A 24,232-nucleotide genomic window follows, 5' to 3' on the forward strand; every position below is an offset into this window, starting at 1 on the left:
TCCTCACTCACCAGTGGCGCTCAAGATACAGCACCGCCACGACGAGGATCGCCAGGATGATGAGAAAAACCAGTGTGATAACAAGTATCTCACCCATGACCGTCCCCACGGCACTACAACAGACTAAGCGTGGATTAAGCGGTTTTTGTCCGATATAACACAATCGGGTGAATTTGCGGAAAGAGGATGCGGGTGCATCCTCTGTGCAAAGCGGGGTCGCTTGTTCAGAAGGGATTAACGCAGGTAATCGCCAGCGGCTTCGGGCTGGTAGAGCAGCTCAAGCACTTCCAGGTGAGCTGAGGCACCGCCCGGGAGTTCCCAGTGGATGGTATCGCCCGTGCGCAGTCCAAGCAGCGCTGCGCCCACGGGTGCCAGCACCGACAGTTGCGTGCTGCTGTCGGTCATCTGCGCCGGATAGACCAGCGTACGGGTGAGCTCCTCTCCGGTGGTCAGGTTGCGGAACTTCACCTGGCTGTTCATGGTGACCACATCATGCGGCATGGTTTCAGGCGTACACATCTGCGCCCGGTCGAGCTCTTCGTTCAGCGCATCGGCTACCGGCAGCGAGGCGAATTCTGGTTTCTCCAACAGTCGGTCAATACGTTCTGCGTCGAGTTCATTGATGATAATCGTAGGTCTGGACATTTTTACTCCATGTCGTTAATGCTGCGTGTAACGCAGAAACCAATCCAAAAGAAAACCCTCGCCGTCTGGCAGCGAGGGTTTAACTTATCTGATGATACTGTCTGAAACCGTAAGTTTGAAGTGATGAAGGTCACAATCATGCGCCATATGAATTTTTGGCAATAAACCCGGCGTCCCGATTCACGCTGAACGGAAATTTCGTTACGCTGGAAAGACTGAACCCGGGCAATGCGCGTTGCAGCCCCAGCGTAGAGAGAGCGATATGTACTTTTACCAACCGTCTCAGGGGCACGGCCTGCCGCACGACCCGCTGAACGCCATTATCGGTCCACGTCCGATTGGCTGGATCTCATCCTGTGATAAGGCCGGTCAACTGAACCTTGCCCCGTACAGCTTCTTTAACTGCTTTAACTATCGCCCACCGATCATTGGTTTTTCCAGCAACGGCTGGAAGGATAGCGTGCGGAATATTACCGAAACGGGGGAGTTTGTCTGGAACCTCGCAACGCGCGATCTCGCCGAGGCGATGAATGAAACCTCCGCCACGCTCCCTCATGGCGAGGATGAATTTACCTTTGCCGGCCTGACGCCCGTAGCCAGCCAGCTTGTGAGCTCGCCGCGCGTGGCGGAAAGCCCGGTGAATTTCGAGTGTCGATTGTCACAGTGCATTCAGCTTACCGGCGCGGATGGGACACCGATTGATACCTGGCTGGTGCTCGGCGAAGTCGTGGGCGTCCATATCGCCGAGAGTTTGCTGGAAGAGGGGATTTACCAGACCGCGAAAGCGCAGCCCATTCTGCGTGCGGGTGGACCGACAGCCTACTACGCCATCAGTGACAGCCATCGCTTCGATCTGGTACGCCCGGATGCGCGCAGGGGGTGATATGCACGCAACCCTGTTGCCCGCCGATCAGCAGTTTTTTGCCGATCTGTTGAGCGGCCTGGTGCTCAACCCACAGCAGCTGGGGCGAGTCTGGTTTGCTCAACGTGGCGCGTCTGACGCTGTCGGAAGCGTGAGCCGCGACTGGCCACGGCTTGACGTCGTTCTTCGCGGGGAATATGGCAACAGACTGGTTACCGGGCACCAGACCCTCAGCCAGGGGGAAATGCTGTTTCTTCCCGCCCAGGCCGCCAGCGTCCCGGTGTTTGAACGACCGGTCATGCTGCTGAGCATTCTTTTTGCGCCGTCGTGGCTGGGGCTGGTGTTTCATGATACCCGTCACGGGCGATCCGTGCCTGCGCAGCGACACGTTGAGCTTCCTCATCCTGAACGAGGCGAATGTGCTGCGATGCTGATGGCCCTGACGCACCTGAGCGCTTCCCCGCAGGATCAGGCCATTATTCAACCGCTGGTGCTGAGCCTGCTGCACTGGTGCCGGAAAGTGGTGTCGTCGCTGCCTGAACCGGGACTGTCGCGCGGGGATTTTCTCTATCAGAGCATTTGTAACTGGGTGCAGGAAAACTATGCTGAATCCCTGTCGCGGGACAGCGTCGCCGCGCTTTTTAATATTTCGGCTAACCATCTGTCACGCCTGTTCTCCCAACAGGGGACGATGAGTTTTGTGGATTACGTTCGTTGGGTGCGTATGGCGAAGGCGAGAACCATCCTGCAAAAATACCACCTGCCGGTGGGGGAAGTGGCGAAGCGCTGCGGCTATGCCGATAGCGACTATTTTAGCCGTCTGTTCCGGCGCCAGTTTGGCCTGACGCCGGGGGAGTATCGCGCACGCTTTCAGTGACAGTCAGAACGTGATTTCAGCGTTCAACAGATCCAGGATACTTTGCGGCGTCGTTGCTGCAAACAGCGACTCGCGAAACGTTTTATTGACCAGCTTCCGCGCCAGCTGGGAAAAGACCTTCACGTGATTAATCCCTTCCTGAGCGCCGAGCGTCAGCATGATCACCAGCTCGACGTCGCCCAAATCCGACTCCCAGTCAATCGCCTTGTCCAGGCGTGCAATGCTGATGCTGGAGTGGCGTATCCATTGCGATTTGGTGTGAGGGATCGCCACGCCAAACCCGACGGCGGTGGTGACAATCTCTTCGCGCTGCCAGAGATCTTCTTCAAGCTCCAGCGGGTTTTCGGTCCTGCCATGAATCGCAAGATTTCCGCATAAGAACTGAAGCACCTGCTCTTTTGAGGTCAGCGGCTCATTGACCACGATAGTCTCCAGCGCCAGCAATGGACGCGGCGGCGTTTCCGGTGTGAAATCCGCCAGCAGGGCTTCAATTTCCTCTGCGCTGCGGCTGTCGCAGGCCTTATCTGCCAGCGCCCGGCAGGCCGCCATGTCCAGCTGACGCAGCTGGGTTTTTACCGCAGGGATGCGTGGCCCGCTCATGCTGAACTCATCTAAGCCCAGCCCAAGCAGAAGAGGAAGGTAGCGCTGCTCTCCGCCAAGCTCCCCGCAAATGCCGACCCATTTCCCGTGACGATGCGCTGCGGTGACGATCTGGCGAACCATGCGTAAAAAAGACGGTGTGATGGGGTTATACAGCCCCGAAACGCGCGGGTTGTTGCGATCGACAGCGTAGAGATACTGAGTCATATCGTTCGAGCCGATACTGAAGAAATCCACCTCTTCGCAGAAGTGATCGATGATAAAGCAGACTGAAGGCACTTCAACCATGATCCCCAGCGGCAGGTGTGCGGTGTGACGTAACCCCTGTGAGGCCAGGGCGTCACGAACGTTTTGCAACTCCTGTTTGATCCATAAAATCTGATCGAGGCTGTGCACCATCGGGATCATCAACAGCGCATTGCCGCTGGCGCCTGCGCGTAAGATCGCGCGCAGCTGAGTGCGGAAGAGATCGGCAAATTCGGGATAAATGCGAACGGCGCGATAGCCGAGGAACGGGTTTTCTTCCTGGGGAATGTTCAGGTAAGGGATCTGCTTATCGCCGCCGATGTCCATTGTGCGAAAGATGACCGGCTTGCCCTGCGCGGAGAGCAGCACCTGCTGATAGGCTTCGAATTGCTCCTGCTCGTCCGGCGCGGTGTCTCTGTCCATATACAGCATTTCAGTGCGAAACAGCCCGATACCCTGCGCGCCGCAGGTAAACGCCCCGGGCGCTTCCAGCGCGCTGCCGATGTTGGCGGCAATCTCTACCGGTACGTTGTCGCGGGTGAGCGCTGGAAGACCCGCATCTTTGATCTGCTGCTGGTGGCATCGGTCGGCAAGGCGCTGCGCCACGCTATAGTAATCATTCACCGCGTCGTTGGGTTCAACGACCAGCATGCTACAGATGCCGTCCAGAATGACCTCTTTTCCCATCAACGGCGCCAGCGAGGCGACCGTTAAACCACTCAGCACAGGCACGGAGGCCGCGCGTGCCAGGATCAGCGTATGCGACGTCCGGCCTGTTTTTTCAAGCACCATGCCTTTCAGGTACTGCGTGTCGAGGCTGAGAAACTGGCTGGGCGTCAGATCTTCCGCCACCAGAATAGTGGGGGCGCTGAGGGTGAATGCGGAGGTTTGCTGCAACTCCGGCCAGGTAATGTTAAGAAGCTGCTCGCTGATGTCTCGAATATCGCTGACGCGTTCACGCAGGTAGTCGCTGGCGGAGAGCGACAGCTTGTCGCAGATCAGCTCCATATTACGAATGATCGCCTCCGCAAGGCTTAGCCGCTCCTCGGCGATCAGTCGGCGTATGGTGCCGCCAAACTCCTCATCCTGGATCAGCGAAAGATGCGCGCTGAGAATTGTTTTACTCTCGCCGTCCAGCCCGCGCAGACGGTGGTTGAGCTGTTCAGCCAGTGTCGCCAGGCTGTGTTCCAGGCGGGTAATATCTTCCGGCGAGGCGGGGATCTGACAATAACGTTTGAGGTTATCGCTCTGCCAGCCTCGCAGAGTGCCAGCCCCGATGCCACTGGCGAGCGTAATGCCGTGCTGAAGGTGGGGAGCAAGCCTTACAAGCGAACGGGGCAGGGGATGCGCAACGTGCGGCGCGTCGCCGGAGGGAATACTGTCGCTGTCGATAAACGCGCCGGTGAGATACGCCTCCAGCACGCGTCGGGCCTGCTCCTCGTCGCTGCCGTTAATTTCCAGCACGCAGCTGTCATTAAACAGCGTACCGGTACTGATCAGCGCCAGCGAGCTTTTGGCATCCGCGTGAGTGTTAAGCCGTCTGTTGATAAAACGGATGTCGCTGCGCCATGCGCTGCACTGCTCTTTTAACGCCCAGGCCGGACGCGCATGCAGGCCGTTGGGCAGTGGGCAGAAAAATTCAATTGAAAGCATACTTCCTCCTGGCCGCGTGAGATCAGCATCTGAAGTCCGTCAGATGATCCACGGTCTCACGGTTCATGCATGCCACAAGCGCGACAAGCAGTTGTTGGGTGTGATGAATGTCTTTTTCGTCGGCAATGGATGCCGCGCAGTGCCCGTGTCGGGTCGGGGGACCAAGCACAAGAGTCGGCACGCCAGTGCCGGAGAGATGGATCGCCCCGCCGTCCGTTCCGCCGTTGCTGAACATGTCTTTTTGCAGCGGGATCCCTTGCGAGCGCGCGATCGTCTCAGCCAGCGCAATCAGTTTGGCTGGGGCGATGAGCGTTTTGTCGTACAGCACCAGCATCGGGCCCGCACCGATCTGGCGATGGTTGGCGCTGCCATAATCGAAATTTTTTGACCAGCAGGCGGTATCCAGCACCAGCGCGATATCAGGATGAATGGCGCGCGTGGCGGTCTGGCCGCCGCGCAGGCCGACCTCTTCACTTGAGCTGGCCACCAGCCAAAGCTCGCAGTCGAGCGGCGTCTGGTGCAGCTCGTGCAGCAGCGCAATCAGCAGGTAACAGCCGAGACGATCGTCGAAGGCTTTACCCATCACCCGATTGTGGGGAAGGGTCTGAAAGGGTGTATCGAACGTCACGCGGTCGCCTGCGTCGATACCGGCGGCGAACACCTCCTCCGCCGACGTCGCGCCAATGTCGACACGCAAATTGTCAACGTTTTCTCCTTTCAGATCTCCATCCAGCAGGCCCGGTATTTTTTCCCCGTTACGCGTGGTGATGCGCACCGGCTGAAGGGTACGGGCCATCATGCGCACGTTGCCGATGGGCAGGACATCAATGGCCCCTTCGCGCGAGACGCTACGCACCATAAAACCGACTTCATCCATATGGGCGCAGACCATCACCTTCGGGCCCCGGCTCTGGTTGACGCGGATAAGCACGGAACCCAGCCCATCAAACTGAACCTCTTTATGGTATTTTTGCGCCTCACTGAGCAGGATGTCGCGCACCTCTTGCTCTGAGGCCGCAATGGCGTCTGCTTCGCTCAGGGCGTGCAGTAAATCTCTGTCCACTCTTGTTCTCCCGTCAGCAATAGCCGTTTGTCGAGGGTATAAAGCACCTCGGCGCCCGTTTCCGTCACCAGCACCACATCTTCAATTCGTACCCCGCCCTGGTGTTCAAGGTAGATCCCCGGTTCAACGGTCAGCACCATGCCGGGCTGCAACGGGGTGCGGTCGGTAGGGGAAAAACGTGGATTTTCATGGACATCAATACCAATGGCATGGCCGGTGTTATGCCCGAACTGCGGGCCGTAACCTGCACGTTCAATCACGGAACGTGCGGCGCTATCGATCTGATGACAGGAAACGCCGGGGCGGATGGCATCAATGGCCGCCTGTTGTGCCGCCAGAACGATCTGGTACACCGCATAGAGAGGGTGCTCCTCCGGCGGCGTGTTTTGCCCGGCGACAAGAAAGGTCCTTGTCATATCCGAGCAATACCCCTGGTGTTGGGCGCCGAAATCAAGGGTGATCATCTCGCCAGGCATAATCACTTTGTCAGAGGCTTTGCCGTGGGGCAGCGCACCGCGCGGCCCGCTGGCGACAATGGTGTCGAAAGAGGGCTTGTCCGCACCCTCCTGCTTCATAAACCACTCCAGCTCGGCAGCGACTTCACGCTCGCGCATACCGGGCTGAATGAAACGCCGGATGTGTCGTGCGGCGCGGTCGGCAATGCCGCATGCTGCACGGATACGGTCGATTTCGTCAGCGCTTTTTATCTGCCGCAGCGCGTCGAGCGAGGTGCTGCAAAGGGTAGTATTCAGCGTATCGCGCCACAGCACGCCTGTTTGCCAGCTCACGTATTCACCCTCAAAGCCAAGACGGGCGAGATTGTCCTTCGCAATAATCTGGTTCACCGCCTGCGCAAACGGGTTCTCCGTGTTAAGCAGGTGCATCTCATAGCCCGCCGCTCGTGAAGCGATATCGCTGTAGTAACGGAAATCCACCAGGATATGTGCCGCGGTTTGTGTCACCAGCACATATCCCGAACCGGTTGAAATGCCCAGGTGCGGCTGTTTATTCTGGCGCGAAGAGATGAGCACGCCGTCCAGTTTTTCCGCAGCCAGCCAGGCATGAAGCCTTCTCAGTAATTCCATGGTTCACCCCGTTACAGCGTGTCGATAGCGAGTTTTCCGCGCTTGTGCAGACTGTTACGAATAATCACGACCAACAGCGCGGTGATCGCCGCCCCGACCACAATACTGAGCATGTACGCCCCCAGATTGGTGACCAGCGGCCACGCCCAGATCGCCGATTCAGGGAACCACTGCACGGCACCGAGCGCGGTGGCGGTCATCGCACCCGCGATCGCACCCGCCATATACGCCGGCAGCGTCGCAAGCGGATTTTCCAGCAGGAACGGGATGGCCCCTTCACTGATGCCCATAAAGGCGAGGAACATGGCCGTTTTGCCTTGCGGATAAAGCTGCGGACTAAACAGTCGTTTGCCGGTCAGACGATGGTCAATCAGCGTGGCCAGCCCCAGACCAATGGGCGGAATAACAATCGCCACGGCGCGGGAGGTGATGGGCAGGACATGATCGGTTGTCAGCCCCAGGCCAACAAATCCCGCCGCTTTGTTAATGGGGCCGCCGAGATCGATCGCCGTGGCCGCCGCCATCCCGATGGCATACATCATGGAGCCCGCCTGACCCGCCGCCAGCAGTACGGTCCGCATACCTGCATTCAGCCAGCCGCCAATCGGCGTGATGATGTAATACATCGCCAGCATCACAAACAGCGCCGAGAGGATTGGGATCAGAAAGGTGCTTTTAAAGGCCAGCAGATACTGCGGTACGTTAATACGGCTATTCAGCCATTTGACCAGATAGCCTGCGGCTATGGCGATAATCAGCGCGCCAATAAACGTGGAGGGCACGGGTTTGGTGGCAAGCCAGGTCAGTTTTTCCGCATCAAAGTTCAGCACCAGCGTCGGCTGCGTGGCGACAAGGCCACCGATAAACCCGGCCGGAAAGGCCAGCTTTCCGCCGATAGAGTTGGCGACAAAGGCGGCAAACATCGGGATGGCGAAGCTGAACAGCAGCCCGCCGAACGATTCGGTCAGATAGGCAAATTTCAATACCGAGAGATTGAAACCGGTGAATTTGCCAGAGTTAAGCGCGTCGAGAATACCGGTGTCAGGCGGGATCTCCAGCCAGACGTAGGCGATGAGCTGTGAAATGGCGAGGATAACCCCGCCCATGATAAGCGTTGGCACCATGCGGGATATCCCCGACATAATGTGCTGTGGAAGCTCTTTCCAGAAAGACGCACTGGCGGCAACCGGTGCGGATTTGATGGCAAGTGTGTCACCCTCGTGACTGTCCGGGCGAACCGCGCTGCGTTTTTTAATAGCCATGACGAAAACCCCTGGGTGTGAGGATTATTATTGTTCTGCTGCAATCATCTCTTCGATCTCTTTCAGGGTGCCTGCCGCGTTTTTAATAGCGTCCTGAAGCGTAATCTCATACACGTCGCGCGTTTCGAAGCGCTCATTGTCTTCCGGGGTGATCGCGATGGCGTGGATAATAATGTCAGCGTCGGCAATATCCTGTGGGGTCAGGCGATTCTGGATCCCGTCCGCGCCCTGGGTTTCAATTTTTACCTCATAACCGGCTTCCGTCGCCGCGTCTTCCAGCGCCTGGGCTGCCATGAAGGTATGTGCCAGGCCCATCGGGCAGGCGCACAGTGCAATCAGTTTTTTAGCCATGTGAAATTCCTCCTGTAGATAACGCCATGATTATGGCGGGGAGGTTTCAGTGATGTTTACCGGATTAATAATGCTTTTGCTGGAAAAATGATGCGTGTGAGCGGAAGTGTGAGGTTAATCGTCATATCACGGAAATCAATGAAAAACCGGGCAAAAAGGTGCCCGGCGCAGCATCAGTAACCGGCTTTATCAATGACAAACTGTTTGCCGCAGTTGCCCGGATGCGGCTGTGGCGCAAAGGAGCCGGCAGAGAGCGGGTTGTTGATGGTGCTGGCGTTCAGCGAGATCTGCATCTCGGTCAGATAAGCCGGATTGCCGTGGCAGGTAAGCTTGAACGCTTTTACGCTCTGTTTCCCCCAGCTTTTGGCCACGGCTGCATCGAAGTCGCTGCGGCGGACGGTTTTGCCATAATTTTCCGCCAGAAATTTTCCTGCCGCGCTGTGCTTCACTTCCTGGTTCATGCGCACCATGGTGCCGAAGTAAGCGTCGGGATCAAAACCAAAGCAGACGCCGTGTTTCGCGTATTCATAACGTTCAAGGCAGGAGTTGCCGCCCGCGCCGGGCATCACGCTGTTCAGCTTCGCCGCGCCGGTTAGCGATAGTCCGGTCTCTGCGGCGTCACATTTGCGGCTGGCTTTTGCTTCCGGCATATTCGGAACCGGACGAGTGGCACAGCCGAAGCGCATCCAGCGGCGTTCATCCACTCCGCGAGCGGCAATAGATTTCGGCAGCGCGGGCCATAAGCCGTGGACGGTCAGAAAATCGGTTTTGTTGCTGCTCTCTTTTTGCAGGCGACACTCTTCCGGTTCGTCACGGTTACGTTCGACCATGCTCTGGCAAAATCCGGTTTGCCAGGAAAGGGCCAGAACGTAGCGATCGAAATCGCCGTACTGGGTTGGCTTAAGCGGATCTGCCTGAATTGAGAAGACACAGAGTGCAAGCGCTACTGCGCCAGACGGGATAACGATATCCTTCCTGAACATTTGCTTTCCTGATTGGTTGGGCGCGATTAATTTCTGGGGGTTATTAAAGCACAAAAAGCGCCCGCAGGCGCTTTTTGGAAATCAGGAATTTCGCTTAGGCAGCGCCGGGAAGCAGCACTTCGGTGGCGATAATAACGATAATCAGGCCAACCAGCACCGGCACTGACGTGCGTTTTACCACTTCAAACGGAGAGATTTTCGCCATCCCCGCAACCGCAACCACCACGCCCGATACCGGAGAAATGGTACGACCCAGGTTGGAAGCCTGAAGCATTGGAATGGACAGGTAAGCCGGGTTGATGCCGGAGGAGTGCGCCAGCTTAGGGATCATCTCAACAAAGGCGTAGAACGGCGCGTTACCGGAGCCGGTGGTCATCGCCGCCAGCATGGTCAGCACCACCAGCACCAGCATCAGGATAATGCTGGCCGAGCCGAACGAGGTGGCGATAGAGATCAGGCTCTGAATAAAGCCGATGGTGCTCAGCCCCTGGGCAAACACCCCCGCGGCAACCAGCAGCATCACCACGCCCGCGAAGGCATCCGCCATACCGCGGAAGGCAACTTCCAGACCCGTGAACACTTTCTGGGTATTAAAACCACGAACGAATTCCAGGATGGCCGCCAGCAGCATACAGATCACCAGGATAGTGATGATGTGCAGCTGCGGGCCCCATTTGCCGTCGAAAATAAGCACGCCAATAATCGGCGTGAAGGGCAGGATGGAATAAAACGCCGGGGCGGTAGTGGTGATTTCGCTGACGTCCATCATTTCGTGGCTGACGTTCTCTTTCTTATCGAGATAGCGCTGCCAGAAGAAATGCGCCACGCCCATGCCGAGAATAGCGGTGATGGAGATCGGCAGTGTGGTTTTGAAGGCGAAGTCAATCAACGACATTTCCGCGGCTTTTGCGGCCAGCACTACGTCACCGGAAGTAGGGGAGAGAATAATCGCCGCCGGAGAGGCGCAAATAGCCGCCGCTGCGCCACGGCTGATCCCGACGTTAACCATTACCGGGAACAACGTTGCCATTAACAGCACACCAAGACCCGTTGCTGAGGAAACGGCTAATGACATCAGACAGGCCAGGAAATAGGCCGCGACCATCAGCAGATAGGGGGAATTAATATATTGCAGCGGCTTAGAAGCCAGCTTTACCACCATATCATTCGCGCCGATATGGGTCATATAGGCAGCAAATCCGCAGAGCATCATGATCATCATGCCCAGATCGCCGCCGCGGCTCATCAGCAGAATTTTTATATATTCCACAATATCGGTAGCGGTATATCCGGTGCTGGCTTCGCTGGCGGGTAAAACCTGATGACCCATTAGCGCGCTAATGATCAGCAGCGTCAGGCCGCCGACAAATAGCACGCCGGTGGCTGAGTAACCTTTAATGATGTAGCGTGCTACACCGACAATGACCACGACTCCAATGAGGAGTTCGAGAAAAGTAAGCATGATTTCCCCTGTATCCTTGCTGCCCGAGAGACAAATAATCAATAAAAAAGAAGCTGAAATGTGCCGAATAAATGTCCAGTCCTTGCTGATTAAAATCAAGAAAGAGACTACTAAAGGCACTGATGACGATATTTTTGCTAACCCTGCGTCATTTATATTAAGACGTTATTGACCTGATGAATAGATATTATATGTCATTAAATTGATGGTGAAGTGTTAAGGTTTTGAGTATTACTTGCCGAGAATCGATTTAAAACGTAAATCTCTTTAAAACCACTTCTCTTTCATTCTTTTGCCTGCTTATACTCGGTTCACTTTATCCTGTCCGACGATCTGAATATGCACGCCAGCTGGACATATCGCCTGCGCTTTATCAAAAAACATCTGCTGATGTTTTTGCTGGCGTTTGGCTGGCTGTTGATCCAGAGTCAGGTGGCCGTCGCCTCCCATCAATGTTCAATGGATTTGCGCGGCGAGGTAGCCACCATCCAGCATATGGAGATGATGGCGCAACCGGGGCCGCATTATGCTGCCGGTGCTTCACCGCTGTGTGAAAAGCATTGTGTGCCGGATCAGGTACAAAAAGATCCTGCCCAGCCGCATCTGGTGGCGCTGCCTGCCGCCATGACCCTGACCTTAACGACGCCAGAGTGCTCGTCTGCGAGCCACTCTGCGTGGTCTGTTACCCCTCCTGCTGTGGGGCCGCCGGCAACGATCCGCTATTGCCGGTTTCGGGAGTAAAAACCTGTTAATTCGTTGATTTTCATTTACTTAACGTTTAACAGGAGTTTTATCATGCGTACCGTATTCCTTTCCGCGCTGGTTGGCGCGTCTGTCTCTTTCGCTTCTTATACCGTTCAGGCAAACCAGACCTGGCAGGGCCGCGGCGTGGTTCAGTCGATCTCTGACAGCGCCGTCATGCTCCGGCACGAGGCCATACCGGAACTAAAATGGCCAGCAATGACCATGCCGTTTACTTTATCTGCCGGCGCCACGCTGAGTGACGCCAAACCAGGGGATGAAGTGACCTTCACGCTTGAGCGTGCGGGTGACGGTTTCCAGATTATCTCGCTGACGCCAGCACGCTAAGCGAGGTCACCATGAAACAACACACACTGAGCCTGTGGCTCGGTGGGGTGTTGTTCGGCCTGTTAACCTCCGCCGCGCAGGCGGAGCCGTGGACGCTCGAACACACCCTCACCGAAGCCCAGCGCTACTCAGCAGAACTCTCCGCCAGCCGTAACGAAGCGCAGGCGCTGGATGCGATGGCGGATTCCGCCAGGCAATTACCTGACCCAAAACTGAAATTCGGCATCGAAAACGTGCCGGTACAGGGCAGCAACGATCGGCGGCTGACGCGCGAAGGGATGACCATGCAGAAGGTTGGCATCATGCAAAGCTACGTCAGCTCAGAGAAGCGGGAACGTAAAGCGCAGACCTTTCAGGCGCAGGCGCGAAGCGTGCTGGCAAAATCCGAAGCCGTCCGCGCCGCGCTTCAGCGTGATACCGCCCAGGCCTGGCTGGATCTGGCGCTGGCCCAGCAGGCGCTGAACACGGCCAGAACGCTGGTCCGTGAAACCGAACGCCAGCGGGGCGTGCAGAAGGCGAGCGTCGGGGCGGGAAGCGCCACGCCGGACAGCGTACTGGCCCTGCAAATGATCCTCAGCGCCATGCGCGACAAAGAGACGCTGGCGCAGCGGGATGTGCAGCTGGCGCAAAGCCGTCTGCTGGAGCTTACGGGGCATGCGATTACGGCGGTTCGCGGTCCGCTGCCGCGCTATCAGCGTCTTCCTGCCGATGAAAAAACGTTGCAGGAGGGGATCGTCAGGCACCCGGAAGTGGAGGCCGCACGACGTGAAGCCGAGACCGCGAAAGCGCGTTCAGCGCAATCTGCCGTGGCGGCGATACCCGATGTGGATGTGGAGGTTTATTACGCCCACCGCGCCGAAGGCTATGACGATATGGCTGGCGTGATGTTCAGCGTGGATCTGCCTTTGTTCCAGTCAAAACGTCAGGACAAGGATTACGCCGCCGATGTTTCCCGCTCAATGCAGGCGGTGGATCAACTGACGCTGCTCAAACGTGAACACATTGCCCAGGTGCAAACGCTGGTGGCGCAGTATCAGGCTGCGCAAACGGTGTGGCAGCGACAGCGGGACGAGGTACTGCCGTTGCAGCGTCAACGGCTGGCGGTACTGACGGCGCAATATCGCTCTGGACAGTCGGCGCTTCCGGCCCTGCTGGAGGCGCGTCGTGGCGTACTGGATACGGAACTGGCGGTGAACCAGGCGGAGCGCGAAATGGCGCGAACCTGGGCTGCCGTGAACTGGCTGATCCCGCAGGAGCTGGCGCAATGAAAAAAACAACGTTAATGGCGATTGCCATCGCGATAGCTGCCGCTGGCGGCTATTTTGTCGGAAAGAAGCAGACGCATCAGCCGGCTGCGGCTGCACAACCCTCTGAACGTAAGGTGCTTTACTGGTACGACCCTATGGTGCCCGGTCAGCGCTTCGATAAGCCGGGTAAATCCCCCTTTATGGATATGGATCTGGTCCCGCGCTACGCCGATGAAGCACAGGCGGCGTCAGGCGTGGTCATCAGCACTCAACAGCAGCAAAACCTGGGGATGAAAACCGCCAACGTTGAGATGCGCCAGCTGGTTTCGCCGTTCTCGGCCTTTGCCACGGTTGCAACGGATGAACGTAACGTCTCGGTGGTGTCAGCCCCGGCCAATGGCGTGGTGTCAAAATTGTTTGTTAATGCGCCGCAGCAGCAGGTGAAAGCCGGAGAGGCGCTGGCGCAACTGTGGATCCCGCAATGGACCACCGCTCAGCAGGAGTACCTCGCGGTTCGTCAGCTTGGCGATGCCGCATTGACCCGCGCCGCACGCGAGCGGCTGGCGTTGCAGTTTATGCCGGAAGAGGTCATTCGTTTGCTGGAGCGTAGCGGTAAGCCGCAGACCACGCTCACCCTGCGCGCTGACCGGGCGGGCTATGTGGTGAAGCTGGATGTGCGGGAAGGGGCGCAAATCACCGCAACGGCGCCGCTGTTTGAGATCGCCAGCCTCGATCCGGTCTGGCTGGTGGTCGACTACCCGCAAACGCAGGCGCAGTCTCTGGCAGTGGGCAGCAACGTGGTAGCAACGTCAGAAAGCTGGCCGGGGGAGCAATTCCACGGCACGGTCAGCGAATTGCTGCCGCAGATGGAGGCGACCACGCGAACCCTGAAAGCCCGTATCGTGCTGGAAAATACCGCACATAAGCTGAAGCCAGGCATGTACCTCTCCGTCAGGCGTGCGGAAGAGATGAAAGGCCCGCCGGTTCTGGCGGTGCCGGAAGAGGCGGTGATTAACAGCGGAGAGTCTGCGCGTCTGCTGCTGGCCACCGGGGACGGTTATTTCCAGCCTGTGACGGTGACAACCGGCCTGACGGCGCAGGGCTGGACGGCGATCCTGTCCGGGGTCAAAGAGGGCGATAAGGTGGTGACGTCCGGGCAATTCCTCATTGATTCCGAAGCCAGCCTGCGTAGCGTGATGCCGGAGGTGACGCCATGATTGCCGCTGTGATTCGCGCCTCGTTGCGTAACCGCCTGCTGGTGATCCTGGCCGCGCTGATGATGGCCGGCTGGGGCTGGTGGGCGGTGCAGCGCGCGCCGCTGGACGCGTTGCCCGATCTGTCTGATGTGCAGGTCATTATCAAAGCGAGTTACCCCGGAAAAGCGCCGCAGGTGATTGAAGATCAGGTGACCTGGCCCCTGACAACCTCCATGTTGTCTGTGCCGGGAGCTAAAACCGTGCGTGGTTTTTCAATGTTTGGTGACGCTTATGTGTATGTGCTGTTTGAGGATGGCACCGATCTCTACTGGGCGCGATCCCGGGTGCTGGAATATTTAAGCCAGGTACAGGCGCAGTTTCCGCCAGGCGTGAAGGTGTCGCTGGGGCCAGATGCGACGGGCGTGGGCTGGATCTACGAATATGCGCTGATCGACCGTAGTGGAAAACACAGCCTGGCAGATCTGCGGGCCCTTCAGGACTGGACGCTTAAGTTCGAGCTTAAGACGGTACCGAATGTATCTGAAGTGGCAAGCATTGGCGGAATGGTGCGTCAGTATCAGATCGTGGCGGACCCGGCGAAGATGCGCGCGCTGAATATTACCCACAGCCAGCTATCGGGCGCGGTGCAGGCCGCCAATAAAGAGAGCGGCGGCGCCCTGCTGGAGATGAGCGAAGCGGAGTATATGGTGCGGACAACGGGCTATTTGCGCTCGCTGGAGGATTTTCGCAATGTGGTGATCGCCACCCGCGATGGCGTACCTGTCCTGCTGAAAGATGTCGCCACCATTGGCATTGGCCCGGAGATCCGCCGGGGCGTGGCGGAGCTTAACGGTGAAGGGGAGGTCGCTGGCGGCGTGATCGTGATGCGCTACGGGCAGAATGCGCTGGAAACGCTTCGTGCGGTAAAAGCGAAACTGAGCAAGCTGCAAAAAACGCTGCCGCAGGGCGTCGAGATTGTTCCGGTCTACGATCGTTCCACGCTGATTGAGGAATCGGTCAAAACGCTGACGCACAAGCTGCTCGAAGAGTTTGCCGTGGTGGTACTGGTGTGCGCGCTGTTCCTTTTCCACCTGCGCTCCGCGCTGGTGGCGATGGTCTCTCTGCCGCTGGGGATCCTCGGTGCTTTTGTGGTGATGCACTATCAGGGCATTAACGCGAATATGATGTCGCTCGGCGGGATCGCCATTGCCATCGGGGCGATGGTGGATGCGGCAATTGTGATGATTGAAAACATGCACAAGGTGCTGGAGCAGTGGCGGCATGATAATCCGGGCAAGGAGCCCGCGCCGGGGGAATACTGGCGTCTGGCGGAAAAGGCGGCGGTTGAAGTGGGACCAGCGCTGTTTTGCAGCCTGTTAATCATCACGCTGTCATTTATACCGGTTTTTTCGCTGGAAGCGCAGGAGGGGCGAATGTTCTCGCCGCTGGCGTTCACCAAAACCTGGTCGATGGCCGTGGCCGCCGGGCTTGGGATCACCCTGGTGCCGGTGCTAATGGGCTTTTTCATTCGCGGGAAAATCCCGGATGAGAAGGCAAACCCGATCAACCGCCTCCTGATCCGCCTGTATGAGCCGCTGCTGGACAAGGTACTGACCTTCCCGAAAATGACGCTGGCACTGGCATGTCTGCTGCTGATCGCCACGCTCTGGCCGCTGAGCCGCCTGGGAAGCGAATTTATGCCGCCGCTGGATGAAGGGGATTTACTCTATATGCCCTCCACGCTGCCGGGGATCTCTGCTCGCGAGGCATCGCGGCTGCTTCAGCAGACGGACCGCTTGATCAAAAGCGTCCCGGAGGTGGCGAGCGTGTTTGGCAAAGCCGGTCGGGCGGAGTCGGCAACCGATCCCGCGCCATTAACCATGCTGGAAACAACCATCCACTTTAAGCCCCGCGAGCAGTGGCGGCCAGGAATGACGCCGCAAAAGCTGGTGGAGGAGCTTGATAAAACCGTGTCGCTGCCGGGCATTGCCAATGTATGGGTGCCGCCTGTCCGTAACCGCCTGGACATGCTGGCAACCGGGATCAAAAGCCCGGTCGGCATTAAGGTGAACGGCAATAAAATTGCCGACATTGAGCGTGTGGCCCGGCAGATTGAGCAGGTGGTGAAGGACGTCCCTGGCGTCTCCTCTGCGCTGGCGGAGCGTCTGGAAGGCGGGCGCTATGTAGATATTCGTATCGACCGGCAAAAAGCCGCGCGCTACGGCGTTTCCGTCGATGAACTGCAAAGCCTGGTCTCCACGCTGGTCGGGGGCGATAACATTGGCGAGGTGATCCAGGGACGCGAGCGGTATCCCATCAACCTGCGTTATCCCCGCGATTTGCGTGATAACGTCGACACGTTGCGGGTGTTGCCGGTAGTGACCGCCAGCGGTAGCCAGGTGGCGCTGGGGGAATTGGCCGATATCGTCGTGACGGAAGGCCCACCGATGCTAAAAAGTGAAAACGCGCGCCTTTCCAGCTGGATCTACGTGGACTTGCGCGGGCGCGATCTGAAGTCCGCCGTGGATGAAATGCAAAAACGGGTGGAGGAGAAGGTGGTATTGCCGCAGGGCGTGTCTCTCTCCTGGTCCGGGCAGTTTGAATATCTGGAACGGGCGACCGCGACGCTCAAAATAGTTTTACCTGTCACGCTGATGATTATATTCGTCCTTTTATGGTTAACCTTCAGGCGGATATCAAATGTCCTGATAATAATGGGGACATTGCCGTTCGCGCTTATTGGGGGCGTGTGGTTACTGTGGCTGCTTGAATATAATTTGTCAGTGGCGGGGGCCGTTGGCTTTATCGCCCTTTCCGGAGTGGCGGCAGAATTCGGCGTAATTATGGTTCTTTATTTGAATCATGCGCTCGATAAATATCACAGGCTGGAGCCAGAAGGGGGAAATACGGTGCTGATGCGGGCGATCCACGAAGGTGCCGTGCTGCGCGTGCGTCCGAAGGTGATGACGGTCGCCACTATTATGGCGGGACTGCTGCCCATCATGTGGGGCAGTGGGAGTGGCTCAGAGGTGATGCAACGTATTGCCGCGCCGATGATTGGTGGCATGGTAACGGCACCGTTATTATCGATGTTAGTTATTCCCGCACTCTACAAATTGTTACATCAACGTTAAATATGTCAACTGCATGTGCTTATTCAGGCATGCAGTTTATGTATCCTCAGATTATTCCCAGGAACGGGATGGTAATTAGGAATAACACCCATGCTGTTAAGCGTTCATTCAAGTATTCTGTGTTAAGGTCTGCACCGAATACTAAATATGGTAATGGCATTGTGATTGTACGAATTAAATTCCCCCTGATTTTGTTGTTTATTATTGGGCAGTTATCGTTTGCGTCTGCGGTTAATGCAGACAGCAATACAGCGGATAAAGGCTGGTTCACCACCTTCACGGATAACGTCGCGCAAACATGGAACGAACCTGAGCATTACGATCTCTATATTCCGGCCATTACGTGGCATGCACGTTTTGCCTACGATAAAGAAAAAACTGACCGTTATAACGAGCGTCCGTGGGGGGCCGGCTTCGGTCAGTCTCGCTGGGATGAAAAAGGTAACTGGCATGGCCTGTACCTGATGGCGTTTAAGGACTCCTACAATAAATGGGAGCCTATTGGTGGCTACGGCTGGGAAAAAACCTGGCGTCCGTTATCAGACGACAACTTCCGTCTGGGGCTGGGCTATACGGCAGGGTTCACGGCGCGTGATAACTGGAAATACATTCCTGTTCCGGTACTGCTGCCGCTTGCCTCCATCGGCTATGGTCCGGCAACGTTTCAGATGACCTACATACCGGGTACCTATAACAACGGTAACGTTTACTTTGCCTGGATGCGGTTTCAGTTTTAACTGAATTTTTCTGCTAAATCGGCCAAAAAACGCACAGACATTGAAATGTAAAGGATAAAAATCGAACAGCGAAAATTAACGCGACTTTTGTCACTTTTTATCAAAGATCCGCTGGACAAAACGCCTCACAATTGTTGTACTGATACCCGACACAGCATTTGTGTCGTTTTTTAATGTAAAGGTAATTTTGATGTCTAAGATTAAAGGTAACGTTAAGTGGTTTAATGAGTCCAAAGGATTCGGTTTCATTACTCCTGAAGATGGCAGCAAAGACGTGTTCGTACACTTCTCTGCAATCCAGTCTAATGGTTTCAAAACTCTGGCTGAAGGTCAGCGCGTAGAGTTCGAAATCACTAACGGTGCCAAAGGCCCTTCTGCTGCTAACGTAATCGCTCTGTAATTCAGACGCGTCAGCAAGAATTTCAAAACCCGCTCAATGAGCGGGTTTTTTTCGTTCTGAATCAACCAATAAGATAGATCTTCAGGAAGCTGGCGACGATCGCGACGCTTAGCAATACCATACCCACGCCTGACAGAGTTTCTTTCATGCTATCACCCTCGTTCAATATTGAGCCAAGAGTGACAGAGAAAAATTAAGCCAACATTAAGGTTGCCGCGCTTAATGTCCGCTGGCGGAGGAAAATAACCAGAATGCGATCGCAGTCATCGCAAACGAGCCAAGCATGTTAACGGCAATGTTGGTCAGCGCCCAGCCCATCCGGCCTTCCTGAAACAGAAATACTACCTCCGCAGAGAAGGTAGAAAACGTTGTTAAGCCGCCGCAGAAACCAGTTGTAATCAGAACCTTCCACATAGGGTCGATGTTGGCCATGCGATTAAACCAGGCCAGCCCCATCCCAATAATAAACGCCCCGATCAGATTTGCCGCCAGTGTCCCCATCGGAATGGCCTGATGCAGGGGGTTAAACCGCATGCTTAAGAGCCACCGCGCAACGCTACCCGTGCCTCCACCAATAAAAACGGCTATAAGTAGTTGTAACACTGTCAATACCTGCTATTTGCTGTGTAAGTGCGTCGAGTGTAACGCTGTTTTTAACCGGGAGACAATTATGTATGTTGCAGTAGGGCAGTTCGCGGTGACGCCGGACTGGAATGAAAACGCGGAAAAATGCGTCTCCCTGATGCATCAGGCGAAGCAAAAAGGGGCGTCGTTGCTGGTACTTCCTGAGGCGTTACTGGCCCGTGATGATGGCGATCCAGACCTGTCGGTAAAGTCTGCGCAAACGCTGGAAGGGGCGTTTCTGAAACGACTGCTGGCCGAAAGCGTTGGCAACACGCTCACCACCATCTTGACGGTCCATATTCCGTCCTCGCCGGGGCGCGCGGTAAACACGCTGGTGGCGATACGTGAGGGTGCCATCGTCGCGAGCTACGCCAAACTTCATCTGTATGATGCGTTCAGCGTTCAGGAGTCGCGCCTGGTCGATCCGGGGAGTGTAATTCCGCCGCTGATTGAGGTCGAGGGTGTTAAGATTGGCCTGATGACCTGCTACGATATCCGTTTTCCCGAGCTGGCGCTGAACCTGGCATTGCAGGGGGCAGAGGTGCTGGTTCTGCCCGCCGCGTGGGTCAAAGGACCGCTTAAGGAGCATCACTGGGCGACGCTGCTGGCAGCACGTGCGCTGGATACCACCTGTTACGTGGTAGCCGCGGGTGAATGTGGTAACAAAAATATCGGGCAGAGCAGGGTTGTCGATCCGCTGGGGGTGACGGTTGCGGCAGCAGCGGAGACGCCTGCGTTATTGCTGACGGAGATAATTTCCGCCCGAATAGCGCTTGCGCGTCAGCAATTACCTGTTCTGCGCAACCGCAGGTTTGCGCCACCGCAATTAATGTGATGTTTTTTTCAACAATGCTTGATTCACCTTGTTACAGATTGCTATTGTGTGCACGCGCCAAATGACCGTTAATACGTTCAGGTTTTTTGGCGGAATGCAGCCTGTTTCATGTAAAGAAGGTATTTATGGGTGAGATTAGTATTACCAAACTGCTGGTGGTTGCCGCACTGGTCGTCCTGCTGTTCGGTACCAAGAAGTTACGCACGCTGGGTGGAGACCTGGGTGCTGCCATTAAGGGCTTTAAGAAAGCAATGAACGATGACGACGCGGCAGCGAAGAAAAGTGCCGAAGATGACATCACTGCACAGAAGCTTTCACACAAAGAGTAATGGCAATGCTGCAAGGCTTGCATAAAAAACCGGCTCACGAGGCCGGTTTTTTGTTTTACTGTAAATAAATTTTACAGCTTTATTTCACTTCTTCGCCCTTCGCCTGCATATCGGCGTGATAAGAGGAGCGAACAAACGGACCGCACGCGGCATGGGTAAAGCCCATCGCCATCGCTTCGGCTTTCATTTCATCGAACTCATCCGGGCTCACGTAACGCTGTACAGGCAGGTGGTGACGGCTTGGCTGGAGGTACTGGCCCAGCGTCAGCATGGTGACGCCGTGGCGGCGAAGATCGCGCATCACTTCAATGATCTCAGCGTTGGTTTCACCCAGGCCGACCATCAGGCCAGACTTGGTAGGAATATGCGGATGGGCTTCTTTAAAGCGTTCCAGCAGCTTCAGCGACCAGTTGTAGTCTGCACCGGGACGTACCTGACGGTAGATACGCGGTACGTTCTCCAGGTTGTGGTTGAATACGTCTGGTGGCGTCGCGGTCAGGATATCGAGCGCGCGATCCATACGGCCACGGAAGTCCGGCACCAGCGTCTCAATCTTAATGTTCGGGCTTTTTTCGCGGATGGCGGTAATACAGTCAGCAAAATGCTGAGCACCGCCATCGCGCAGATCGTCACGGTCAACGGAGGTGATAACAACATAACGCAGCGCCATATCGGCAATCGTCTGCGCCAGTTTTTGCGGTTCGTTTGCGTCAGGCGCAACAGGACGGCCATGGGCAACGTCACAGAACGGACAGCGGCGGGTGCAGATGGCACCCAGAATCATAAATGTCGCGGTACCGTGATTGAAACATTCAGCAAGGTTAGGGCAGGAGGCCTCTTCACAGACAGAGTGAAGGCCATTTTTGCGCATCGCCGCTTTGATCCCCTGGATACGCGAAGAGTCGGCCGGAAGTTTGATTTTCATCCATTCCGGTTTTCTTAACAGCGCCTCGCGCTCTGTAGCCACGTTTTTAACCGGGATAAGGGCCATTTTATCGGCATCGCGGTATTTAACACCGCGTTCCATCACAATGGGTTTACTCATAGCGTGCGTGTTCCAGTTGCGAATATCGAAGGAAAGCGTTTCAATTCAAGGGAATGTTGTAATTATCAACTATTTTTGAACGAACGACAGGCAGTATATCATTTAAAGGGGCGATAAAGCAGCCTGCCAGGTCGCCAATTTGTAAAATAGTTGTTGTTTTGTGCCTTTTGCCCCGCTTGCGGCAGGGGCTTGTGCTGAAAGGCGGGATCAGAACGCCTGGCGGATCACGTTAATGACGTTTTCCAGCACCGGATCGCGCAGGCTTAGCTTGTTGTAATGCAGTGAGATTTCAACAGATTCCGTCGTAAGTTGACTCAATGGAATGCTCTCCAGCGGCCAGCACTTTTGAAGCAGAGTGAAGAGACGCACAGGCATAATACAGAGCAAATCGCTGCTGCCAATCAGGGCCGCAAGGGTAAACATATTGTAACTGCTGAAGCTGATCAGACGGTCCGGGAACAGTTCGTCAATACGCTGGCGCAGCGGATCCGGACCCTGTCCCTCGGACATAAAGGTTGCATGTTCGTAATGACGCAAATTTTCAGGCGTCAAAGCTGCGCCCAATGCAGGATGATTCTGACGACACACGAGCGCCAGAGAGTCGGTATAGAGAACGTTATGCCCTAATGCCCTGGCCGCGAAGCTGTTGCTGTCGATGATCAGGTCCGTCTGGAATTGTGCCAGCTGAGTTTCCGGATCGTTAACGGGCACGTTGCGGATCAGCAGCTGTGGCGCATGCTGTTTAACAGCCTGGTAAATAGCGGGCATGACCAGAACGCCCACAGAGGGAGAGGTGCCTATGGTGATGGTTCGTTGCTTATCGTAACTGCCGGTGAGATCCAGCGCGCCCAGAATCGATTCCAGACCCTGGCTGATGTACTCATGCAGATGGGTGGCGTACGCGGTGGGGGTTACGCCCTGGCCTTTACGAATAAATAAGGGATCGGGAAATATCGCGCGCAATTTTTGAATTGACTGGCTAATAGCGGAGGGCGTGAGATTAAGAATTTTCGCAGCATTAACGATACCTTTGTGGACATATACCGCCTCAAAAATAGTCAATAAATTGAGATCAATATTACGTAAAGTCCGGAAAATTTGCGGCTTATCTTCGCCGCTGGTTTCATTCAGGCGTTTGGCTGGTAAATTAGTAGGCTCCACGCTCTTACTCCGTATCCATTCACAATATGAATGATAGTTGAATTTATTTATTATGCTTGCAGAGATTCGTAAAGTGTTTCGCAAGTTTCCCTTGTTTATCGAAAACAAGCAGTTGGGTGATTATCACGCACGTTACACGATACCCGGTGATGGTACTATTAAGGTTCTAATTAATATGGGACGCTAATATATGGGCGACTCGAAAATATAGAATATGCGGTTTATTGTAAAGCGTAAATGCGGCAATTAAGCAGTGGCTGGTCAAATAACCGAACCACTGCCGGAAGTGTGTTAAGCAGCAATATATTCGTAGTCAGGATTGTTAAGCAGCGCTAAAAACTTCTTCAGAAGCACGGGGCGGATATTCTCAGGGGTGGCGGTATCGACCCACTGGCGCATTTGCGTCATTTCCATACCGGCATACCCGCATGGGTTGATGCGCTGGAAAGGGGTCAGATCCATATTGATATTCAGCGCCAGCCCGTGGAACGAGCAGCCTTTACGGATACGCAGCCCCAGCGAACAGATCTTCATCTCTCCAACATAGACGCCCGGGGCATCGGCGCGAGGGTGAGCATCGATACCGTACTCAGCGAGCGTGTTCACCACGGTTTGTTCCAGTAAGGTCACGAGCTCACGCACGCCCAGCTTTCTGCGTTTCAGGTTAAGCAGGACATACATTACCTGCTGGCCCGGGCCGTGGTAGGTTACCTGTCCACCGCGATCGCTCTGGATCACCGGGATATCACCCGTCATCAATAAATGTTCGGCTTTTCCTGCCTGGCCTTGAGTAAACACCGGCAAGTGTTCAACCAGCCAGATTTCATCAGGGGTGGTGTCATCGCGCATATCGGTAAATTCATGCATAGCCTGAGAGACTGGCTCGTAAGGCTGTAGCCCAAGATGGCGGACAAGAATTTTATCCTGGTACAAAAGGACGTCTCCGAAGACAAGGGAGAATAGGTAACGGGGAGTATATCACAGCGGGGAAGTGGGTTACCCGGCAAACCGGGTAACCGCAGGGGGACTACAGCACCATACGAACAATTTCGATATTGCCGAGCTCTTCGTACAGCGTCTCAACCTGCTCAATGTGTGTCGCAGTGATGGTGATTGAGACCGAGTGGTAGTTACCTTTGCTGCTCGGTTTGACTGATGGAGAGTAGTCACCCGGCGCATGGCGCTGTACCACTTCAACCACCTGATCAACCAGCTCAGGTTTCGCCAGACCCATTACTTTGTAAGTAAAAGGGGTAGGGAATTCAAGCAGTTCGTTAAGTTTGGTTTTCATGTCAGCTCCGGCGTGTGTATAAAAAATAATAACTCCCGCCACGGGGCGGGAGTTT

General features: G+C 55.7%; 25 protein-coding genes. 11 read left to right on the top strand and 14 right to left on the bottom strand.

The window, feature by feature from the left end; translation table 11 throughout:
- Positions 1 to 7: 7 nt before the first annotated feature.
- Together yldA and rnk are read right to left on the bottom strand one after the other, a co-directional pair.
- Positions 8 to 97, bottom strand: coding sequence for a small membrane protein YldA (gene yldA / locus ACOTWU_RS00515; protein WP_015571155.1), 90 nt, complete (start codon positions 95 to 97; stop codon positions 8 to 10).
- A gap of 137 nt (positions 98 to 234) precedes the next feature.
- Positions 235 to 645, bottom strand: a complete 411-nt coding sequence (gene rnk / locus ACOTWU_RS00520) for a nucleoside diphosphate kinase regulator (protein ID WP_006809650.1) — start codon at positions 643 to 645, stop codon at positions 235 to 237.
- Between the two features lie 262 nt (positions 646 to 907).
- Here rnk and ACOTWU_RS00525 point away from each other — a divergent pair, with 262 nt between their 5' ends.
- Together ACOTWU_RS00525 and ACOTWU_RS00530 are read left to right on the top strand one after the other, a co-directional pair.
- On the top strand, positions 908 to 1,528 hold the full coding sequence (locus ACOTWU_RS00525) for a flavin reductase family protein (protein ID WP_003858756.1): 621 nt from the start codon (positions 908 to 910) through the stop codon (positions 1,526 to 1,528).
- 1 nt (position 1,529) lies between these two features.
- Complete coding sequence (locus ACOTWU_RS00530) at positions 1,530 to 2,384, top strand: helix-turn-helix domain-containing protein (RefSeq protein WP_026080541.1); 855 nt, start codon at positions 1,530 to 1,532, stop codon at positions 2,382 to 2,384.
- Positions 2,385 to 2,387: 3 nt separating this feature from the next.
- Here ACOTWU_RS00530 and ptsP read toward each other — a convergent pair whose 3' ends face one another.
- The 7 genes from ptsP to dcuC all read right to left on the bottom strand — a co-directional run bounded on the left by ptsP (position 2,388) and on the right by dcuC (position 11,089).
- Positions 2,388 to 4,883 carry a phosphoenolpyruvate--protein phosphotransferase gene (gene ptsP, locus ACOTWU_RS00535; RefSeq protein ID WP_126499160.1) on the bottom strand — a complete coding sequence of 832 codons (2,496 nt, stop codon included), beginning with the start codon at positions 4,881 to 4,883 and terminating at the stop codon, positions 2,388 to 2,390.
- A gap of 22 nt (positions 4,884 to 4,905) precedes the next feature.
- Complete coding sequence (gene ypdE, locus ACOTWU_RS00540) at positions 4,906 to 5,946, bottom strand: aminopeptidase (protein WP_023303286.1); 1,041 nt, start codon at positions 5,944 to 5,946, stop codon at positions 4,906 to 4,908.
- Positions 5,919 to 7,031: an aminopeptidase gene (gene ypdF / locus ACOTWU_RS00545; protein ID WP_126499161.1), complete on the bottom strand. Its 1,113-nt coding sequence runs from the start codon at positions 7,029 to 7,031 to the stop codon at positions 5,919 to 5,921. Before ypdF ends, ypdE begins: the two co-directional genes overlap by 28 nt.
- 11 nt (positions 7,032 to 7,042) lie before the next feature.
- Positions 7,043 to 8,293 (bottom strand): PTS fructose transporter subunit IIC, encoded by a 1,251-nt coding sequence (locus ACOTWU_RS00550; protein WP_045615074.1) that lies wholly within the window; start codon positions 8,291 to 8,293, stop codon positions 7,043 to 7,045.
- Between the two features lie 27 nt (positions 8,294 to 8,320).
- Positions 8,321 to 8,644 carry a PTS fructose transporter subunit IIB gene (locus tag ACOTWU_RS00555; RefSeq protein ID WP_017382483.1) on the bottom strand — a complete coding sequence of 108 codons (324 nt, stop codon included), beginning with the start codon at positions 8,642 to 8,644 and terminating at the stop codon, positions 8,321 to 8,323.
- 173 nt (positions 8,645 to 8,817) lie between these two features.
- Positions 8,818 to 9,627, bottom strand: coding sequence for a ribonuclease I (gene rna, locus ACOTWU_RS00560; RefSeq protein ID WP_003858741.1), 810 nt, complete (start codon positions 9,625 to 9,627; stop codon positions 8,818 to 8,820).
- 94 nt (positions 9,628 to 9,721) lie between these two features.
- Complete coding sequence (gene dcuC, locus ACOTWU_RS00565; protein WP_045328961.1) at positions 9,722 to 11,089, bottom strand: anaerobic C4-dicarboxylate transporter DcuC; 1,368 nt, start codon at positions 11,087 to 11,089, stop codon at positions 9,722 to 9,724.
- A gap of 339 nt (positions 11,090 to 11,428) precedes the next feature.
- Here dcuC and ACOTWU_RS00570 point away from each other — a divergent pair, with 339 nt between their 5' ends.
- The 7 genes from ACOTWU_RS00570 to cspE all read left to right on the top strand — a co-directional run bounded on the left by ACOTWU_RS00570 (position 11,429) and on the right by cspE (position 18,892).
- Positions 11,429 to 11,830: a hypothetical protein gene (locus tag ACOTWU_RS00570; RefSeq protein ID WP_032620077.1), complete on the top strand. Its 402-nt coding sequence runs from the start codon at positions 11,429 to 11,431 to the stop codon at positions 11,828 to 11,830.
- A 54-nt stretch (positions 11,831 to 11,884) separates the two neighbouring features.
- Positions 11,885 to 12,178: a copper-binding protein gene (locus ACOTWU_RS00575; RefSeq protein ID WP_045907131.1), complete on the top strand. Its 294-nt coding sequence runs from the start codon at positions 11,885 to 11,887 to the stop codon at positions 12,176 to 12,178.
- A gap of 11 nt (positions 12,179 to 12,189) precedes the next feature.
- Entirely contained in the window at positions 12,190 to 13,446 is a 1,257-nt protein-coding gene (locus ACOTWU_RS00580) for a TolC family protein (protein ID WP_015571145.1), read from the top strand.
- A complete protein-coding gene (locus ACOTWU_RS00585) occupies positions 13,443 to 14,642 on the top strand; it encodes an efflux RND transporter periplasmic adaptor subunit (RefSeq protein WP_032103118.1) in 1,200 nt (399 codons plus the stop codon). Before ACOTWU_RS00580 ends, ACOTWU_RS00585 begins: the two co-directional genes overlap by 4 nt.
- Positions 14,639 to 17,755 carry an efflux RND transporter permease subunit gene (locus ACOTWU_RS00590; RefSeq protein WP_126499162.1) on the top strand — a complete coding sequence of 1,039 codons (3,117 nt, stop codon included), beginning with the start codon at positions 14,639 to 14,641 and terminating at the stop codon, positions 17,753 to 17,755. The genes ACOTWU_RS00585 and ACOTWU_RS00590 overlap by 4 nt, the downstream gene beginning before the upstream one ends.
- Before the next feature lie 161 nt (positions 17,756 to 17,916).
- Positions 17,917 to 18,492 carry a lipid IV(A) palmitoyltransferase PagP gene (gene pagP, locus ACOTWU_RS00595; RefSeq protein WP_017382475.1) on the top strand — a complete coding sequence of 192 codons (576 nt, stop codon included), beginning with the start codon at positions 17,917 to 17,919 and terminating at the stop codon, positions 18,490 to 18,492.
- Between the two features lie 190 nt (positions 18,493 to 18,682).
- Positions 18,683 to 18,892, top strand: coding sequence for a transcription antiterminator/RNA stability regulator CspE (gene cspE, locus ACOTWU_RS00600; RefSeq protein ID WP_002439184.1), 210 nt, complete (start codon positions 18,683 to 18,685; stop codon positions 18,890 to 18,892).
- 219 nt (positions 18,893 to 19,111) lie between these two features.
- Here cspE and crcB read toward each other — a convergent pair whose 3' ends face one another.
- On the bottom strand, positions 19,112 to 19,495 hold the full coding sequence (gene crcB, locus ACOTWU_RS00605; protein ID WP_023303293.1) for a fluoride efflux transporter CrcB: 384 nt from the start codon (positions 19,493 to 19,495) through the stop codon (positions 19,112 to 19,114).
- Between the two features lie 67 nt (positions 19,496 to 19,562).
- On the opposite strand from crcB, the gene ACOTWU_RS00610 reads away from it, so the two are divergent.
- A complete protein-coding gene (locus ACOTWU_RS00610) occupies positions 19,563 to 20,351 on the top strand; it encodes a deaminated glutathione amidase (protein WP_023303294.1) in 789 nt (262 codons plus the stop codon).
- Between the two features lie 125 nt (positions 20,352 to 20,476).
- Positions 20,477 to 20,680, top strand: a complete 204-nt coding sequence (gene tatE / locus ACOTWU_RS00615) for a twin-arginine translocase subunit TatE (protein ID WP_003858723.1) — start codon at positions 20,477 to 20,479, stop codon at positions 20,678 to 20,680.
- A 79-nt stretch (positions 20,681 to 20,759) separates the two neighbouring features.
- Here the strand turns inward: tatE and lipA are convergent, their stop codons facing one another.
- The 4 genes from lipA to ybeD form a co-directional block, all read right to left on the bottom strand.
- Positions 20,760 to 21,725, bottom strand: coding sequence for a lipoyl synthase (lipA, locus tag ACOTWU_RS00620; RefSeq protein WP_006809637.1), 966 nt, complete (start codon positions 21,723 to 21,725; stop codon positions 20,760 to 20,762).
- 207 nt (positions 21,726 to 21,932) lie between these two features.
- Positions 21,933 to 22,886 (bottom strand): YbeF family transcriptional regulator, encoded by a 954-nt coding sequence (locus ACOTWU_RS00625; protein ID WP_017694314.1) that lies wholly within the window; start codon positions 22,884 to 22,886, stop codon positions 21,933 to 21,935.
- A gap of 291 nt (positions 22,887 to 23,177) precedes the next feature.
- Positions 23,178 to 23,819 carry a lipoyl(octanoyl) transferase LipB gene (lipB, locus tag ACOTWU_RS00630; protein ID WP_017694313.1) on the bottom strand — a complete coding sequence of 214 codons (642 nt, stop codon included), beginning with the start codon at positions 23,817 to 23,819 and terminating at the stop codon, positions 23,178 to 23,180.
- A gap of 94 nt (positions 23,820 to 23,913) precedes the next feature.
- On the bottom strand, positions 23,914 to 24,177 hold the full coding sequence (gene ybeD, locus ACOTWU_RS00635; RefSeq protein ID WP_003858718.1) for a DUF493 family protein YbeD: 264 nt from the start codon (positions 24,175 to 24,177) through the stop codon (positions 23,914 to 23,916).
- Positions 24,178 to 24,232: the final 55 nt, after the last annotated feature.

The sequence above is a fragment of the Enterobacter cloacae complex sp. GYL001 genome (genome assembly GCF_049237125.1).
Classification (GTDB): domain Bacteria; phylum Pseudomonadota; class Gammaproteobacteria; order Enterobacterales; family Enterobacteriaceae; genus Enterobacter; species Enterobacter hormaechei_C.

Excerpts from the sequence above, each read along its gene's own strand:
- yldA (WP_015571155.1), bottom strand. The coding sequence starts at position 97 with ATGGGTGAGATACTTGTTATCACACTGGTTTTTCTCATCATCCTGGCG.
- ACOTWU_RS00590 (WP_126499162.1), top strand. The coding sequence starts at position 14,639 with ATGATTGCCGCTGTGATTCGCGCCTCGTTGCGTAACCGCCTGCTGGTG.
- tatE (WP_003858723.1), top strand. The coding sequence starts at position 20,477 with ATGGGTGAGATTAGTATTACCAAACTGCTGGTGGTTGCCGCACTGGTC.
- cspE (WP_002439184.1), top strand. The coding sequence starts at position 18,683 with ATGTCTAAGATTAAAGGTAACGTTAAGTGGTTTAATGAGTCCAAAGGA.
- ACOTWU_RS00585 (WP_032103118.1), top strand. The coding sequence starts at position 13,443 with ATGAAAAAAACAACGTTAATGGCGATTGCCATCGCGATAGCTGCCGCT.
- ptsP (WP_126499160.1), bottom strand. The coding sequence starts at position 4,883 with ATGCTTTCAATTGAATTTTTCTGCCCACTGCCCAACGGCCTGCATGCG.
- ACOTWU_RS00550 (WP_045615074.1), bottom strand. The coding sequence starts at position 8,293 with ATGGCTATTAAAAAACGCAGCGCGGTTCGCCCGGACAGTCACGAGGGT.
- ACOTWU_RS00555 (WP_017382483.1), bottom strand. The coding sequence starts at position 8,644 with ATGGCTAAAAAACTGATTGCACTGTGCGCCTGCCCGATGGGCCTGGCA.
- rnk (WP_006809650.1), bottom strand. The coding sequence starts at position 645 with ATGTCCAGACCTACGATTATCATCAATGAACTCGACGCAGAACGTATT.
- dcuC (WP_045328961.1), bottom strand. The coding sequence starts at position 11,089 with ATGCTTACTTTTCTCGAACTCCTCATTGGAGTCGTGGTCATTGTCGGT.
- ACOTWU_RS00570 (WP_032620077.1), top strand. The coding sequence starts at position 11,429 with ATGCACGCCAGCTGGACATATCGCCTGCGCTTTATCAAAAAACATCTG.
- ACOTWU_RS00525 (WP_003858756.1), top strand. The coding sequence starts at position 908 with ATGTACTTTTACCAACCGTCTCAGGGGCACGGCCTGCCGCACGACCCG.
- ACOTWU_RS00530 (WP_026080541.1), top strand. The coding sequence starts at position 1,530 with ATGCACGCAACCCTGTTGCCCGCCGATCAGCAGTTTTTTGCCGATCTG.
- ypdF (WP_126499161.1), bottom strand. The coding sequence starts at position 7,031 with ATGGAATTACTGAGAAGGCTTCATGCCTGGCTGGCTGCGGAAAAACTG.
- ACOTWU_RS00580 (WP_015571145.1), top strand. The coding sequence starts at position 12,190 with ATGAAACAACACACACTGAGCCTGTGGCTCGGTGGGGTGTTGTTCGGC.
- lipA (WP_006809637.1), bottom strand. The coding sequence starts at position 21,725 with ATGAGTAAACCCATTGTGATGGAACGCGGTGTTAAATACCGCGATGCC.
- rna (WP_003858741.1), bottom strand. The coding sequence starts at position 9,627 with ATGTTCAGGAAGGATATCGTTATCCCGTCTGGCGCAGTAGCGCTTGCA.
- ybeD (WP_003858718.1), bottom strand. The coding sequence starts at position 24,177 with ATGAAAACCAAACTTAACGAACTGCTTGAATTCCCTACCCCTTTTACT.
- ACOTWU_RS00575 (WP_045907131.1), top strand. The coding sequence starts at position 11,885 with ATGCGTACCGTATTCCTTTCCGCGCTGGTTGGCGCGTCTGTCTCTTTC.
- ACOTWU_RS00610 (WP_023303294.1), top strand. The coding sequence starts at position 19,563 with ATGTATGTTGCAGTAGGGCAGTTCGCGGTGACGCCGGACTGGAATGAA.